Source organism: Streptomyces sp. GbtcB7, from assembly GCF_019091445.1.
GTDB classification, from domain to species: domain Bacteria; phylum Actinomycetota; class Actinomycetes; order Streptomycetales; family Streptomycetaceae; genus Streptomyces; species Streptomyces mirabilis.
On sequence record NZ_JAGXJM010000041.1, the window covers coordinates 43,158 to 57,310 of the forward strand.

15 protein-coding genes and 1 pseudogene are annotated in these 14,153 nt (G+C 73.1%); 10 read left to right on the forward strand and 6 right to left on the reverse strand.

The annotated features are described in order from the left end of the window. The first annotated feature begins 37 nt into the window (after positions 1 to 37). Positions 38 to 643, forward strand: coding sequence for a TetR/AcrR family transcriptional regulator (locus KVT44_RS44965; protein ID WP_217573846.1), 606 nt, complete (start codon positions 38 to 40; stop codon positions 641 to 643). A gap of 171 nt (positions 644 to 814) precedes the next feature. On the opposite strand, the gene KVT44_RS44970 is transcribed toward KVT44_RS44965, so the two are convergent. Next, positions 815 to 1,276, reverse strand: a complete 462-nt coding sequence (locus KVT44_RS44970) for a DUF2871 domain-containing protein (RefSeq protein WP_217573848.1) — start codon at positions 1,274 to 1,276, stop codon at positions 815 to 817. A 211-nt stretch (positions 1,277 to 1,487) separates the two neighbouring features. Here KVT44_RS44970 and KVT44_RS44975 point away from each other — a divergent pair, with 211 nt between their 5' ends. Continuing rightward, positions 1,488 to 1,625 carry a hypothetical protein gene (locus KVT44_RS44975; protein WP_159055364.1) on the forward strand — a complete coding sequence of 46 codons (138 nt, stop codon included), beginning with the start codon at positions 1,488 to 1,490 and terminating at the stop codon, positions 1,623 to 1,625. 29 nt (positions 1,626 to 1,654) lie between these two features. Here KVT44_RS44975 and KVT44_RS44980 read toward each other — a convergent pair. Continuing rightward, a pseudogene (locus KVT44_RS44980) lies at positions 1,655 to 2,350 on the reverse strand (RNA-guided endonuclease TnpB family protein); the annotation flags it as partial. Positions 2,351 to 2,509: 159 nt separating this feature from the next. Here KVT44_RS44980 and KVT44_RS44985 point away from each other — a divergent pair. From KVT44_RS44985 to KVT44_RS44995, 3 genes are read left to right on the forward strand one after another with little or no spacing between them, the layout of a single operon-like run. Next, positions 2,510 to 3,199 carry a TetR/AcrR family transcriptional regulator gene (locus tag KVT44_RS44985; protein ID WP_217573850.1) on the forward strand — a complete coding sequence of 230 codons (690 nt, stop codon included), beginning with the start codon at positions 2,510 to 2,512 and terminating at the stop codon, positions 3,197 to 3,199. Positions 3,200 to 3,225: 26 nt separating this feature from the next. After that, positions 3,226 to 3,960, forward strand: coding sequence for an SDR family oxidoreductase (locus KVT44_RS44990; protein ID WP_308314286.1), 735 nt, complete (start codon positions 3,226 to 3,228; stop codon positions 3,958 to 3,960). 58 nt (positions 3,961 to 4,018) lie between these two features. Continuing rightward, a complete protein-coding gene (locus KVT44_RS44995; protein ID WP_217573854.1) occupies positions 4,019 to 4,897 on the forward strand; it encodes an ABC transporter substrate-binding protein in 879 nt (292 codons plus the stop codon). 116 nt (positions 4,898 to 5,013) lie between these two features. Here the strand turns inward: KVT44_RS44995 and KVT44_RS45000 are convergent, their stop codons facing one another. Then, a complete protein-coding gene (locus tag KVT44_RS45000; protein WP_217573856.1) occupies positions 5,014 to 6,546 on the reverse strand; it encodes a condensation domain-containing protein in 1,533 nt (510 codons plus the stop codon). Positions 6,547 to 6,806: 260 nt separating this feature from the next. Here KVT44_RS45000 and KVT44_RS45005 point away from each other — a divergent pair, with 260 nt between their 5' ends. Further along, positions 6,807 to 7,253 (forward strand): MarR family transcriptional regulator, encoded by a 447-nt coding sequence (locus KVT44_RS45005; RefSeq protein ID WP_308314287.1) that lies wholly within the window; start codon positions 6,807 to 6,809, stop codon positions 7,251 to 7,253. 162 nt (positions 7,254 to 7,415) lie between these two features. Here the strand turns inward: KVT44_RS45005 and KVT44_RS45010 are convergent, their stop codons facing one another. Continuing rightward, the gene (locus KVT44_RS45010; RefSeq protein ID WP_217573911.1) at positions 7,416 to 7,865 is read right to left on the reverse strand and encodes an NAD(P)H-dependent oxidoreductase; all 450 of its coding nucleotides are present in this window, start codon (positions 7,863 to 7,865) and stop codon (positions 7,416 to 7,418) included. A gap of 140 nt (positions 7,866 to 8,005) precedes the next feature. On the opposite strand from KVT44_RS45010, the gene KVT44_RS45015 reads away from it, so the two are divergent. Continuing rightward, positions 8,006 to 8,674, forward strand: coding sequence for a nitroreductase (locus tag KVT44_RS45015; RefSeq protein WP_217573858.1), 669 nt, complete (start codon positions 8,006 to 8,008; stop codon positions 8,672 to 8,674). A gap of 57 nt (positions 8,675 to 8,731) precedes the next feature. On the opposite strand, the gene KVT44_RS45020 is transcribed toward KVT44_RS45015, so the two are convergent. Next, on the reverse strand, positions 8,732 to 9,055 hold the full coding sequence (locus tag KVT44_RS45020; RefSeq protein ID WP_254650762.1) for an acyl carrier protein: 324 nt from the start codon (positions 9,053 to 9,055) through the stop codon (positions 8,732 to 8,734). Between the two features lie 267 nt (positions 9,056 to 9,322). After that, positions 9,323 to 9,820, reverse strand: a complete 498-nt coding sequence (locus KVT44_RS45025) for a hypothetical protein (protein WP_217573860.1) — start codon at positions 9,818 to 9,820, stop codon at positions 9,323 to 9,325. A gap of 334 nt (positions 9,821 to 10,154) precedes the next feature. Here KVT44_RS45025 and KVT44_RS60285 point away from each other — a divergent pair, with 334 nt between their 5' ends. From KVT44_RS60285 to KVT44_RS45040, 3 genes are all read left to right on the forward strand, one after another. Further along, the gene (locus KVT44_RS60285) at positions 10,155 to 11,498 is read left to right on the forward strand and encodes an aminotransferase class V-fold PLP-dependent enzyme (RefSeq protein ID WP_302832186.1); all 1,344 of its coding nucleotides are present in this window, start codon (positions 10,155 to 10,157) and stop codon (positions 11,496 to 11,498) included. Positions 11,499 to 11,767: 269 nt separating this feature from the next. Next, positions 11,768 to 12,775: a serine/threonine-protein kinase gene (locus KVT44_RS45035; protein WP_217573862.1), complete on the forward strand. Its 1,008-nt coding sequence runs from the start codon at positions 11,768 to 11,770 to the stop codon at positions 12,773 to 12,775. Between the two features lie 271 nt (positions 12,776 to 13,046). Beyond that, on the forward strand, positions 13,047 to 14,153 hold a 1,107-nt coding region (locus KVT44_RS45040), incomplete at its 3' end, for a DUF6777 domain-containing protein (RefSeq protein WP_217573864.1).

Below are 14,153 nucleotides of genomic sequence, written 5' to 3' on the forward strand. Positions count from 1 at the left end.
CAGCTGGATTTTCGCCGAAAGTGCTAAAGTTCGGTCCATGACGCCCCGAGAGCGACGCCTTCGAGAGCAGGCCCAGCGCCACCGGCTGATCCTCACCACAGCCCGTGAGATGGCCGAGTCCGAAGGCTGGGACTACGTCACCACACGGCGCCTGGCGGACCGTATCGAATACAGCCAGCCGGTGCTCTACCAGCACTTCAAGAACAAGGACGCCATCGTCCACGCGGTCGCCCTGGAAGGCTTCGCCGAACTCGCCGCCGCGCTGCGCACCGCCCGCGAGGAAGCCGGTGACCCGCAGGAGGCACTGGGCGCGGTCGCCCGCGCCTACGCCGACTTCGCCGAGCACGGACCGGTCCTCTACGAGGCCATGCTCACCCTCGACCCGGGCGAGGACACCGGCGAGGACACCACCGGGGCGGCCGGCACGCCGGCGCCGCTCGCGGACGTCCTCGCCGAGATCAGACAGGCCGTCGAGCCCCTCGCGGCCGGCCGCGACGGCGGGCTGCTCGCGGAGGTCCTGTGGAGCGCCTGGCACGGCCTGGCCGCCCTCACCCGGGCGGGCCGCCTGAGCCCGGATCCGGCGCGCCAGCGGCTGGCCGCCCTGACCGACACGCTGCTGGGCCCGGCGGCCCAGCCCGTCTGACCCGGCGGGACCAACCCGGCGGGACCGCTCCGTCCAGCCCCGAACAGCCGCCCGGCCCGCCCAGCCTGGGACAGCGGCCCCTCCGTCCGCCGGGACGAGCCGGATGCGCCGGGGCCGCAGCCGGTCCGGACTCCCGGACCGGACTGTCGACGGGGCTCTCAGACGGGGCTCTCAGACGGGGCTCTTGGCCGTCTCCTTCTCCTGCTCCGGCTCGGCGGGGCCCGCCCCGGCGGACTCGTTCAGCCGCTTGCCGAGCAGCACGAACAGCAGGATGAGCCCCACCGTGAGCAGGATGTGCCCGAGGCCCGCGGTCAGCGGCACCGCCTCGGGGACATGGTCGCCGAGCACGGTCTCGGTGCCGTGGACGAACATCATGGCGACGGTGATCGCGATGCCCACGTTGTAGAACCAGAAGAAGTACGTGAACAGTTTCGTCCCGGACAGGGTGAACTGCTTGTCCAGGGCGAGGACGATGAGGAAACCCATCATGCCCAGCGCGAGGAGATGGGTGTGCATGAGTGCCAGCTGGGTGTCGCCGGTGAAATCGTTGGCTTTGGTGAACTCCCGGTAATACAGCCCGGAGACCACTCCCAGGATCATGTAGACGTGTGCCGCGTAGTACGACTTCCGCATCCCCGTGCTCGCTCCCTGCCGGTCAGTGCTGGTCAATTCAGGCTCTGCCGGGGGCCATTGAAGCACTCCGGAACGAACGCTTCGCCCGATTCGGGAGATCGTTCGAGCCCTTCTCGAGCAGGACTCGAGGACCCCTGCGACGCCCCGGGCCAGGCTGGGGCGTCGAGGTTCGTCCACGGCAAAGCCCACGCAGACGAAAGGCACCCCCCCCATGAGGCACTCCCGTACGGTCGCGGCCGTCGCCGCGGTCACCGGACTCTTCCTGGCCGCTGCGGGCGCGGCGAGCGCACAGGTCACACCCGGACCCGTCACCCCGCCGTCCCCCAAGGACCCGGAAGAGGCCGTTTGACTTCTCCCCTTCCTGAAGGAGGGGGATTCTTACGGCTCGCGCCGTGAGGGTTTCTGCTTCGTCGCCGACTGCCTGTCCGGAGTACTCCGTTGAGGTCTTACGCCGGCTCCGCAGACTGTCACCGCCGGCCCGGCGGCCAGAAGGTTGTGCGCCGCGTTCACGTCGCGGTCGTGGGTCGTTGCGCAGTCGCACGTCCAGGTGCGGACGTTCAGCGGCATCCTGTCCTGCAGGGTGCCGCAGGCGGAGCACAGCCTGGAGGAGGGGAACCACCGGTCCACGGCGATCACCTCGCGCCCGTACCAGACGGCCTTGTACTCCAGCATGCTCCGGAACTCGCTCCACGCCGCGTCACTGATGGCGCGGGCCAGTTTCCGGTTCTTGACCATGTTGCGCACGATCAGGTCCTCGATCACGATCGTTTGGTTTTCACGGACGAGCCGAGTGGTGATCTTGTGCAGCGTGTCGCGGCGCCGGTCAGCGATCCGCGCGTGGACCTTCGCGGCCTTCAGTCGGGCTTTGGCCCGGTTCGCCGAGCCCTTCTCCTTCTTCGCAAGACGACGCTGCTCCCTGGCCAGAGCGGCACGGTCACGGCGCTCGTGCCGGGGATTGGTGATCTTCTCCCCGGTCGAGAGGGTCAGAAGACGGTCCAGCCCGGCGTCGATGCCGACCGCATCCGCGTTCGCGGACAGCGGCTTGACGCCGGGGTCGTCGCACAGCAGGAACACTTCGCCTGGTGACGTGCCGGAACGGCGGCCGGTGATGCCGGTCGTCGTCCGGGCCGGGACGAGTGGCCGTCGAGGTGTGCGCCGCCCTGCGAGCCGGCTTTCTGCGTGTCCGAAAGGCGCGCTTTGACAGCGCAAAGGCGGAGAGCCACCCTGGAAACTATGGAAACCGAATCAGTTTCCCAGGTTTCCGAGTACGGCGGGCAGCGTGCTGACGTGATCGTGGAGGCGGCCGGCCGGCTGTTCTTCGCGCCGGGTTCCGTGCGGGTGAGCATGGACGATCTCGCCCGTGAGCTCGGGATGAGCAAGAAGACGATCTACCGTCATTTCCCGGACAAGCGCAGCCTGCTGGCCGCGGTGCTGGACCGGCAGTTCGCGGCGGTGGAGCGCACGCTGGCGGCGGCCGCCCAGGACGCGCAGGGGCAGCCGTTCGGTGTGCGGGTCCAGCGGTTTCTGCTCGCGGCGGGCAGTGAGCTCGGGCGGATCGGCGCGGCCCGGCTCGCGGTGGGGCGGGGCGATGCGGTGCTGCGCCAGTACGTGGAGCAGCGCGTGGACGCGGTGGTCTACCGGCGGCTCGACGAACTGTTCCGGGACGGCCACCGGCAGGGACTGCTGTCGGCGCCGCCCGAGCTGCTGAGTGAGATCACCCGCGGCGCGCTGGAGCGGCTGCTCACCTCGCGGCTGCCGCGCGAACTCGACCGGACCGCGGCCGATCTGCTGCGGGCGAGCGTCGACACCGTGCTCTACGGGGCGATCCGCCCGGCACACTCCGGACACCCCGGCATCGGCGATGAACAACTCGAGGCGGTCATTCCGACGGCCCGCGACGAGGAACAGGAGGTGGGCCCGTGACCGGGACAGGCGGCAGGGTGGCCTTGGTGACAGGGGCCAGCAGCGGAATCGGTGCGGCCACCGCGCGCCTTCTGGCCGCCCGGGGGATGCGCGTGGTGGTCAACTACCTCCGCAGCGGCACGGCGGCCGGGGAGATCGTGGCCGGCATCGAGGCCGCGGGCGGCCAGGCCATGGCCGTGCAGGCCGACGTGCGCGAGGCGGCGGCGGTCGAGAACATGGTCGGGCACGTCCAGGCGGCATGGGGCGGCATCGACGTGCTCGTGCACAACGCGCTCATCCCGTATGCGGTCAAGTCGTTCCAGGACATGACGTGGGAAGAACTGGGCGGCAAACTCGACGCCGAGATGCGTGCGGCGTTCGCGGTCACCAAAGCCGTCCTGCCCGCCATGACCGAACAGGGCTGGGGACGCATCATCTACATCGGCACCGGCCTCAGCCGCCGGCCCCGGGAGCACATGATCGCGCTGGGCACCGCCAAGGCCGCACTGGAGCAGTTCGCCCGCTACCTCGCCCAGGAACTGGGCCCGCAGGGCATCACGGTCAACATCGTCGCGCCCGGCCCGGTGGAGGACACCCGCATGGCCCACATGACGGATGTGTTCGACAACGAGCACAAGCAGCGCCAGGTGGCCGCCACCCCGCTGGGCCGTCTGGCACACCCGGACGACGTCGCCCAGGCCGTCGCCTTCTACGCCGGCGAGGACAACGCCTTCATGACCGGCACCACGGCCGCGGTCAACGGCGGCATGTCCATGTACTGACGCCCCGCTTCCATGTACTGATGCCCTGCTGCCCTGGACACGATCAAGGGACACGTTCATGTACACGGTCGATCTCGCCTACGTCGGGCGGGGCCTGCACGAGGAACTGGTCGCCCACATCGCCGACCAGCAGGGCTACTACGCCGACGAGGGCGTCCACGTCGCGCTGCGCGACGGCTGCTCCTGGGACGAGGAGCGGCTGCGCCGCGGCGCCACCATCGGGCTCGGCCGGGCACTGCTGTCCCGGCTGACCGACGGCATCCCCTGGGTCGCGCTCCAGGTCAACACCGTCCGCCCGCTGTTCTGGTTCCTCGCCCGTCCCGGCCTGGCCTCGCTGGCCGACCTGGCCGGCCGGCGGCTGGCGGTACACGCCCCCCGTACCGCACCCGGGTGCTTCACCCGGATCGTGCTGCGCCGGGCCGGCCTCGACCCGGACCGCGACATCCTCACCGTCGTCCGCCCGCCCGGCGACTACGGCATGGACCTGCGCCGGCTGCACGACGGCAGCATCGACGCCGCCCTGGTGGGCAGCACCATGGCGCCGGAGGCGATTGCCGCCGAGCACGGCTGGCAAGTGTTGGCCTGGGTCGGCGACCACTTCCGGATCCCCACCGTGGGCGTGGCCGTCGACCCCACCTGCATCCACCCGGACGACCCCGCGGTCCAGGCCGTCGTACGGGCCCACCGGCGCGCCCTGCGGGTGATCCACGACGAGCCCGACACCACGGTGCGGCACATGCAGACGTTCCTCGGCCGGCACACCGCGGACGAAGTCCGGGCCCACTACGAGACGTTCGTCGCGCCGTATTTCACCACCGGCGGCCAGGCCGACCCCGCCGTCGGCGCCGGCGCGATCACCGCGGTCGCCACCGAACTCGGCGTTCCCGCCACCGTCACCGCGGCCGAGTTCTACCGCACCGCAGCCACCGCACCCTAGGAGGCCGGTGGCACTGGCGCTGCCCCAGCGCGTGGGATGCCCGGCAAGGCTTCTCGAGCACCCGGAGGACCGGGCTCGGCCCGCCCCGGAACCGCAGGCCGGAGAGCCGCCCGGGCTCACCCGGCCACCGGCACCGGCACCGCCGCGGGTGCGGGTGCGGGCCGGCGGGCGGGGGAGGGGGAGGGGGCGGTGTGTTCCCCGGTCCCGGCCGGGGCGAGCGGCGGCCTCGCCCCGCCGCCCAGCCGGCTCAGCGCGGCGGCGGGGGTGTCAAGGGCGGCATCGAGCAGGGCGGTCAGCTGCCCGGTCAGGTGGGCGGCGGCCGTCTCGCCGACGGCGTCGTACTGGTAGGCGGCGGTGACGGCGATGCCCGCGGGCGCGCCGGCCGGCGTGTGCCGTTCGGTCAGGATCAGGCCGAGGGCCGCGGCCCGCAGGGGGAGCAGGGGCGGGGCCGCCCGCACGGTGAGCCCGGCCGCCTCGTACGCCTCGCCGCTGTCCGCCAGGACGCTCAGCGCGATGCCGCCGGGCCGGGCCAGCGCCGCGGTGCCGGCGCGGTAGGCGGCGAGGTCCGCGGCGCGTACCCGGCGCAGCAGCGCGGTGAAGGCCGGGTCGCCGGAGGTGTCCACGGACAGGGCCAGCACCCGCCCGTAGGGGCCCACGGCCCGGCGCAGGGCGGCGCTGTCACGGGCCGGCACCGGCGCGGCCACGGTGATGGCGGGGCCCGCGCCGAGCCGGGTGAGCAGGGCCGCGAGCGCGGCGTGCACCACCATGAACAGGGTGGCGCCCTGCGCGGCGGCCAGGTGGGCCAGCCGCTGGTGCAGGCCGGCGTCCCAGTCGAGGGCGAGGCGGCCGACGCGGGCGTCGGCCGGGGCGGGCCGGCTGCCCGGCGGCACGGTGGGCGCCAGGTCGCCGGCCCTCGCCCGGGGCGCCGCCTCGGGCACCGGACCCTCCCAGCGCGGCGCCCGGCCCGCGGCCCGTGCCCGGTAGGCCAGGGCGAGTTCGGCGGCCAGCGGAGTGTGCGACCACAGGTCGACCAGGTCGGCCGGGAGGGTGAGCTCCAGCAGGTGGTCCCCGGCGGCCAGGGCGCGCAGCCGGGTGCCGGCCGAGCCCAGCCGGCTGTTGCGCAACGCCCCGTGACGGCGCCCCACATCTCCCAGCGCCTCCTGCAGCGCCCCTGCGTTCAGCGCCCCGCGCAGCCGCAGCGGCAGGACCGCGCTGCCCTCACCGTCGAGTGTCCCGTCGAGCGCCCCGGCGGGCCCGGTGGCGGCGGCCGGCCGCTCGCCGGCCGCCGCGGCGAAACGGGCCGGGGTGGGCGCCTCGTGCAGGGCGCGGTCGTCCAGGCCGGCGCCCAGCACCCGGCGGGTCCGGGCCAGCAGCCGGGCCGCGGCCGCGGGATGCCCGCCGAGGCGGAAGAAGTCGGAGTCGGCGTGGACGGTGCGCCGCGGCACGCCGATCGCCTCGGCGAACAGGTCGCGGACGATCTCCTGCAGGGGAGTGCCGGGCGGTTCGGCGCCGGACGCGGGCGGCGCGGCGTGCTCGGCGCCGCCGTCGCCGCTGCCGCCCGCGCCCCGCGGCAGCGCCGGCAGCGCCGTGAGCGCCGTCCGTGCGGAGGGGACCAGGCGGTCGGGCGGCTTCTGACCGGAGAGTGACATCGCGGCTCGCTCCTTCGACAGCGGCTACAGAAGGAAGGCTTGGCAAAACCTTGCCAAGATCCTGGCAACGGGATCCTGAGGGGCCGTCTCGAACCACTGGAGCACCACTCGAGCCCCTGCCCCGCCGTACCGGCGTGAGGCGACAGGGCCGCGGCAGACGGAACCGCATTTAGTTTCAAATGAGACCGTATCGAACGAATCCATGGCTGTAATGTGGCCCCATGAACGCCGACGTTCCTCACCGAACCACCCCCTCACGTGTGACCGACCGCCCCGGGGATGCCTCGCCTTTCGCTCTCGGCCTGCTGCTGCGCCGGGCGCACTGGCACGCGGCCGCGGTGATGGAGGAGGCGCTTCGGCCGCTCGGCATCGAGCTGCGGCATTTTGCCGTGCTGATCGTGCTGGTCGACCGCGGGCCCACGGTGCAGCGGGACTTGGCGGCGGCGACGGGGTCGGACAAGGCGGGAATCATGCGGGTCGTGGACGACCTGGAGCGCAGAGGGCTGGCCGTACGCAGGAACGTTCCGGGGGACCGGCGGGTGCGGGCGGTGGAGATCACGCCTGAGGGCCTCGAGCTTTTCGACGCGGCCCATGTGGCGGCGGCCCCGCTGGCTGAGCGTCTGGTTGCCGACCTGGCGCCCGGCGAGCCCGAGCAGCTGACGGATCTGCTGACCCGGTTTGCCCACCCCGCAGGCGACGAGGCGTAAGCACGCCCGCATCCGCACGGCTCTTGCGCCGCATACCTGGCCGGCGGTGTGCTCTTCACTCCTGCACGCATCGCCGCCGTCACCGCCGGACAGGGCGCAGGCGACGAGAACGCCACGTGACGTCCCGGGGTGAGGCGTCACGCGGCGTCCATGGACCGGGGGTTACGCGGCGAGGTGCTCGGCGAGTTGTCTGGCCTTGGCGGTCGTGTCCTCGAAGGCGCGCTTGCGGGAGGCCTCGTAGAGGGGGACCAGCTCGGACATGGCCGGTCTGCGGGGGGCCATGGCGAGTTCGGGGACGATGAAGTCGAGGCCCAGGCCGAGGGTGTCCTTGACGGCGTCCGCCCGCTCCAGCTCCTCGATGAGCTTCACGCGCGCGGCGAACGCGGCGGACTGCTCCGGGGTGTGCTCGCACGGGGCGGCGTATCCGGCGGACCAGGCGTCGGCGGTGATGTGCGGGACAGGGGCGGCGGCGAGGTCGCGGTAGATGACGGTGCCCGGTGCCCTCCGGGTGCTGCTCCTCCCAGGCCCCCTGCGGAAGGCGTCCGCGACCGAACGGGACGAGGACGCCTCGCCGGGGAACACGGACGAGTCGATGTGCAGCAGCGTGGCCAGGGGCTTTCTCCAGGAGCGGTGTCCGCGGCGGGGAACCAGGGGGATTTGTACGCGATGATAGTTAAACGCGAGATGGTATTGAGTGATACCATATTGAGTGAAACGAAAGTGCCGCGTCGAGCGGAGGGAGGTGGGCGATCGTGGACGTCTACGAGGCGGTCACGAGCCGGCGGGCGGTGCGCGGATTCACCGACCGGCCCGTCCCGAGGGAGGTGCTGGAGCGGGTGCTGTCCGGCGCGGCCTGGGCACCGTCCGGATCGAACCTCCAGCCGTGGCACACCTACGTGCTGACCGGCGGACCGCTGGCCGAACTCAAGAAGCGCGCCGGCGAGCGCCTGGCCGCGGGCGACCCCTGGGACGAGCCGGAGTACGAGCAGTACCCGCCCGCACTGAAGTCCCCGTACCGCGAACGCCGATCCGCCTTCGGCGAGCAGCGCTACGGCGCACTCGGCATTCCGCGCGAGGACCTGGAGGCACGCCAGAGGGCCGCTTCCGCGAACTGGGACTGCTTCGGCGCCCCCGCCGCCCTGTTCTGCTACATCGACCGCGACCTGGGCCCGGCCCAATGGTCCGACGCCGGCATGTATCTGCAGACCGTCATGCTGCTGCTGCGCGCCGAAGGGCTGCACAGCTGCCCGCAGATGGCATGGGCGAAGTACCGCAAGACCGTCGCGGAGGTCCTGTCACCCCCGGACGAGCTCATCCTCTTCTGCGGCATGTCGATCGGGTTCGAGGACGTCACGGCGGGTTACGCCCGTACGGGCCGCGCGCCGCTCGACGAGACGGTCACGTTCGTCGGTGATCACTGACACCGGCCGGGCAAGGCGCCGTTTCCCGCCACGTGCGGGCCGGTATGCCGTCGGCGCTCAGGCCACGGCCCAGGGGCCCAGGTCGCGTGTGCGGCGGGCGGCCGCGGCGGGCCGGCTCTCGTCCCATGCCGGGGCCAGCGCGGCGGAGAGGATGCCCCAGAGCTGGCCGGCGGTCAGGGCGTGCACCGGGACGACGATCTGGCCGGCGAGGCTGATGCGGAACGCGGACTCCAGCGCGCTGACGATGCCGATGAGCGCCATGGAGTCCAGCCCGTAGGCCTCCATCGGGACGTCGGCGGCGGGCTCCTTGTCCTTGCCGAGTCCCGGCAGGCCCTGGCGCAGGACGTCCTCGAATTTCGCGTTCCACGGTGCGTGGGCCATTGGGCGACTTCCTTCCGGGACACGGGAGAGGCGAAGCGGTGCTCCGGGCAGCACCGTGCCGCATCCCGCTCGAGTTGCCGTGGACGCCCGCTCAGGCCGCATGCCCGCCCCGGGACATGACCGAAGCCCCCGCCACGGTGCTGCTGCCGGCGGGGGCCTCACGGGTTCGGCGGGTGGTCGTCCGGTGGACGTCGTACGGGGAGCGGCGGCGGAGAAGCGTTCCGCACGCGCGGGGACGGGGCGGCCGCACGAGGGCGGGCGGCATCCTCAGACGGCCGCGCTGCCGCCCGCGACCGGCCACCCGATGTCGTCCGTGGCGGAGACGGTGGTGGCGGTGGCCTTGGGCCAGCCGATGTCGCCGTTCGCCGAGACGACGGTGACCTTCGGCCAGCCGATGTCGTCGGTGGCAGAGACGGTGGTGGTGGCCTTGGGCCAGCCGATGTCGTCGGTGGCGGAGACGGTGGTGGCGGTGGCCTTGGGCCAGCCGATGTCGCCGTTCGCCGAGACGACGGTGACCTTCGGCCAGCCGATGTCGTCGGTGGCAGAGACGGTGGTGGTGGCCTTGGGCCAGCCGATGTTGCCCTCCGCGGAGGCGGCGGAGACGGTGCCGGCCGTCCTGGGCCAGCCGATGGAGGAGGAGGCGGTCGTGGTGCTCGCCGCCTTGGGCCAGCCGATGCCGTCCGCGGCGGTGCTGATGCCGCCGGCGGTGAGTACGGCGGAGGCGACGGCGGCGGTGACGGCGAGGCGGGCGACGAGGTTCTTCATGACAGCTCCTCCGTGGCAATGAAGCGAATCTGCGTTGGTAACTTCTTGCCAAGAAGCTTGGCAACGCCTCCTCGGGATCTGCTCGGTATTCGCTGGAGATGGGCTGGAGGCCGGCGAGAGACGCCGTACCGCCTGCGCGGATGCCTGGCAATGTTTGTCAAACACCCCGCTCCGAGGGCCGTACGGAGCCGGACCCGAGGGGGTTGAACAGCACTTTCGCGGCCCCTCCGCTAGAGCGCCGCCGGAGCCCCCGTTGCCATCACGGCCTCACGCTAGGCAATGTATTGCCAAGCGAGTTGGCAATATTTGGCGACAGCGGGGGGAGGCCCCGGAAATGAACGCGACGCCGTCATCCACGGACCACAGGGACCACACGTACGGCACGGACCACGCGTACGGCACGGCCACGGACGGCATGGAGCCCGCGGACCAGGAGGGCCGGACGGTCCACCTGGACACGGCGGGCTGGGGCACCATGCCCGCCCCCGTCCGCGCACTCGTCGCCGACTGCGCGAGCCGCGAGGACCGCTACGGCCCGCACGAACTCGAGGAGGACCTCGAGGACATCCTGCGCACCGAGGTCCACGAGCGCCTCGGCGCCCTGCTCGGCGTCCCGGCCGCCGACACCGCCGTCGTCACGGACGCCGCCGGCGCCTTCGACGCGCTGGTCTCCCGCCTCGCCCCCGGCCGCGGCGAGCGCGTCTGGACGACCCCCTACGAGAGCGCCGCCCGCCTGACCGCCCTCTACGCCCTGCGCGACCGCACCCGCTGCACGGTGGAGGTCGTCCCGCTGCGCGAGGACGGGGACCTGGACCTGGAGTGGATGGCCCGGCACATCGACGACGACGTCGCCCTCGTCTCGGTCGTCCACGTCCCCTCCGGCTGCGGAATCGTCAACCCGGTCGAGGAGATCGGGCAGATCCTCGCCCCGTACCGGTGCGTGTACGCCGTCGACGCCTCCTACTCCGTCGGCCAGCTCCCCGTGGATGCCGGCCGCATCGGCTGCCAGCTGCTGACGGGGGACGGCTGGCGGTTCCTGCGCGGCCCCTACGCCGTCGGGTTCGCCTTCCTGGCGCCCCGGCTGCGTGCCGCGTTCGAGGACGCCGCCGCCCACCGCCCCCTGCCGCCGAACGCGGCCGTCGCGGGCCTGAACGCCGCCCTGGCCCACCACACCGCCACCACCGCCACGGCCACCACCGACGGGCCCGCCGGCCTGGCCGGGCAGGGGCTCCTGCCCGCCCTGCGCGCCGCCGTCGAGGAGTGCCCCGGCACCGAACTGATCGCCCCCGGCCGGGTCCAGTCCGCCATCCTCGCCTTCCGCCACCGCGACCTGCCCGCCGCGCTCGTCCGCCGCCGGCTGGCGGCCCGAGGTGTCGTCGTATGGAAGACGGTCGCGCAGGAAACCCCGCTCCACCTGCCCCGCTCCGGCGCCACCACCGCCCTGCGCGCCTCCCTCGGTCCCGACACCACCCCCCAGGACATCGCCCGCTTCGGCCACGCCCTGCGGGAAGTCGTCCGCGAGGAGACCGCCGCGCAACGCCCCCGCCCCGCCCGCACCCTCCCTCCCGCCCTCGCCCCCACTCCGGCCCTTGCCTCTGCCCCGGCCCCGGTCCCGCCCGCGGGGCCCCGGCCCCGGCCGTCCGCCCGCCGCCACCTGACCCTGTGCCCCACGCCCTGACCCCCACCCTGACCCCCGCCCTGACCCTGACCCCGACCCCGACCCCGAATCCGAATCCGAAGGATGCGTCCGGGACGCCCGTCCGCGGACGGGCGTGATCAAGCGCCCGGAGAAAGCGCTGGATAGAATTCGGGCATGGGTGAGCGGCCCGTCCACACGGCTGCGCCGGGACCCGCTCCGGGAGTCGGTTCCGGCGGCGCGGGGGGCTGTCCCGGGGCGCTCGCACGGTGGGCCGGCGGCGGTGTGTGATGGGTGCGGCGTCGGGGGGCATGGAGCTGTACTCCGGCCGGGCCTCGGGCCTGATCGGGGCGCAGATCGCGGGCTACCGGGTGGAGCGCGAGATCGGCCGCGGGGGCATGGCCGTCGTGTACTGCGCCAAGGACCTGCGTCTGGACCGTACGGTCGCGCTGAAACTGCTCGCCCCGGAACTGGCCCGCAACGACACCTTCCGGCGCCGCTTCACGCACGAGTCGCTGGTGGCCGCCGCCATCGACCACCCGCACATCGTGCCGGTCTTCGAGGCTGGTGAGACGGACGGTGTCCTGTACATCGCCATGCGGTACGTCTCGGGGCTGGACCTGCGGGCCCTGCTCGACCGGGACGGCCCGCTGCCGGTGGCGACCGCGCTGCGGATCGCCGGGCAGGTGGCGTCGGCGCTGGACGCGGCCCATGAACACGACCTGGTGCACCGGGACGTCAAGCCCGGCAACATCCTGGTGGCCCGGGGCACGGACAGTGATCATCCCGAGTACGTCTACCTCACGGATTTCGGGCTGACGAAGAAGTCGCTGTCGCTGACCGGGTTCACGACCGTCGGCGAGTTCGTCGGCACGCTCGACTACGTGGCCCCGGAGCAGATCTCGGGCCGCCCGGTGGACGGCCGGTGCGACCTGTACGGCTTCGCCTGCGTCGTCTACGAAACCCTCGCGGGCGGCCCGCCCTTCCAGCGGGACGACGACATGGCGCTGCTGTGGGCGCACCAGTACGACCAGCCGCCGCCCCTGAGCGAGCAACGGCCGGGCATCCCGCCGGCGCTGGACGGCGTGCTGGCCAAGGCCCTGGCGAAGGTCCCCGAGGACCGTTACGACTCCTGCCTGGAGTTCGTGGCGGCACTGCGGGCCGCCGCGAGCGGCGCGGGTGCCGCTGCCGCTGTCGGCAAGGACGTGCACGCGCCGACCCAGGTGGTCCCCGCGGTCGCCGAAGCCGCGCGGGCACCCGATCCGGTGCCGGATCCGCCGCAGTGGGCCCGGCCGGTCTTCGGCCGTACCCCCGGATAGCCGCACGCCCTACACCCGGTCGGGGCACGCCGTACGCCCGTCCGGCCGTACGCCGCCGCCCCCGGTCCGGCCCTGCCCGCTCCTGCCGGGGTGCGGGGCCGTCGGCTTGCGAGGTGTGCGGGACGGCCGCACACAATGGTGTGAAGAGGAACCGACGGGCGGAGGGCGAGGGGGCGGGCGCGGGGCCGACGGCAGGAGGTTGTGTTGCGGGTTTCCTGAGGCTGTGCCGCTGGCCTGTGTGCCGCAGGCCCCGATGCCGGGAGTGGAGCTCGTGAGCATCGAACCGTCGTCGTCCCAACCGTCGTCCGGCCGTCCCAAAGGTCCTCCATCGGGGCCGCTGGCGGAGCCTTCCCAGCCGGACCGGCCCACACCCCCGGAGGCCGAAACCCGCCCCGGCGGCGGGCGGTCGGGACCGCCGGCCGGACCGCCCGGCGGACCCGGCGGCGGGGGCGGGGGCGGCGACGAGGGCCCGCACCACCCGTGGTGGAAGTCCGCGCCCCGGGTGGCCGTGGTCGCCACCGCGATCGTGGCGGCGGTGGCCCTGATCCTCGTGTTCACCCGCTCCGACGGCACCTCGAACCAGCAGCGGGGCGAGGTCTTCCTGCAGTCCGCCGGGAGCACGGGCGCGGACCCGTTCACGGAGTCGACCGCGAAGGAGGGCACCGCGCCGACGGCGACACCCTCGCTGCCCTCCACGGGCACGGGCAACGCGGTACAGAGCGTGAGCGGTGACGCCCCCGGCCTCTACGGCGGGACACGCAACGTCGCCAGCTGCGACGTGGAGAAGCAGATCACCGCTCTCAAGGCGGACCCGTCGAAGAACGCGGCCTTCGCCTCGGTGCTGGGCATCCAGCCCTCCGCCGTCCCCGGCTATCTGCGCACCCTCACCCCCGTACAGCTCCGGGCGGACACCCGGGTCACCAACCACGGCTACCGCAACGGTTCCGCCACCACCTATCAGGCCGTGCTGCAGGCGGGGACCGCCGTCCTGGTCGACGACCGCGGGGTACCGCGGGTGCGCTGCGCCTGCGGGAACCCGCTGACACCGGCGGCCGCGCAGCAGAGTGCCGCCCCCAGGCCGGTGGGCCAGTCGTGGTCCGGCTACCGGCCCTCGCACGTGGTCGTCGTCGCGCCGGCGCCCCGCCCGGTGAAGAAGTTCGTCGTGGCGGGCCAGAAGAAGGGCGAATGGTTCACCCGAGACCAGGGCGACCACCGCGGCGAGCACGACAAGAAGACGACACCGCCCCCGCCGCCACCGAAGCCCTCCACGCCGGGCAGGGAACAGACACCCTCGAACGGCAACACCTCGCAGGGACCGGGCAAGCCCTCCAAGCCGTCGGAGTCGGGCAAGCCGTCGAAGTCCTCCGAGTCGGGCAAG

Bases quoted from the DNA above. Each gene is read 5' to 3' on its own strand.
- KVT44_RS44965 (WP_217573846.1), top strand. From the start codon at position 38: ATGACGCCCCGAGAGCGACGCCTTCGAGAGCAGGCCCAGCGCCACCGG.
- KVT44_RS44970 (WP_217573848.1), bottom strand. From the start codon at position 1,276: ATGCGGAAGTCGTACTACGCGGCACACGTCTACATGATCCTGGGAGTG.
- KVT44_RS44975 (WP_159055364.1), top strand. From the start codon at position 1,488: ATGAGGCACTCCCGTACGGTCGCGGCCGTCGCCGCGGTCACCGGACTC.
- KVT44_RS44985 (WP_217573850.1), top strand. From the start codon at position 2,510: ATGGAAACCGAATCAGTTTCCCAGGTTTCCGAGTACGGCGGGCAGCGT.
- KVT44_RS44995 (WP_217573854.1), top strand. From the start codon at position 4,019: ATGTACACGGTCGATCTCGCCTACGTCGGGCGGGGCCTGCACGAGGAA.
- KVT44_RS45000 (WP_217573856.1), bottom strand. From the start codon at position 6,546: ATGTCACTCTCCGGTCAGAAGCCGCCCGACCGCCTGGTCCCCTCCGCA.
- KVT44_RS45020 (WP_254650762.1), bottom strand. From the start codon at position 9,055: ATGGCCCACGCACCGTGGAACGCGAAATTCGAGGACGTCCTGCGCCAG.
- KVT44_RS45025 (WP_217573860.1), bottom strand. From the start codon at position 9,820: ATGAAGAACCTCGTCGCCCGCCTCGCCGTCACCGCCGCCGTCGCCTCC.
- KVT44_RS60285 (WP_302832186.1), top strand. From the start codon at position 10,155: ATGAACGCGACGCCGTCATCCACGGACCACAGGGACCACACGTACGGC.
- KVT44_RS45035 (WP_217573862.1), top strand. From the start codon at position 11,768: ATGGAGCTGTACTCCGGCCGGGCCTCGGGCCTGATCGGGGCGCAGATC.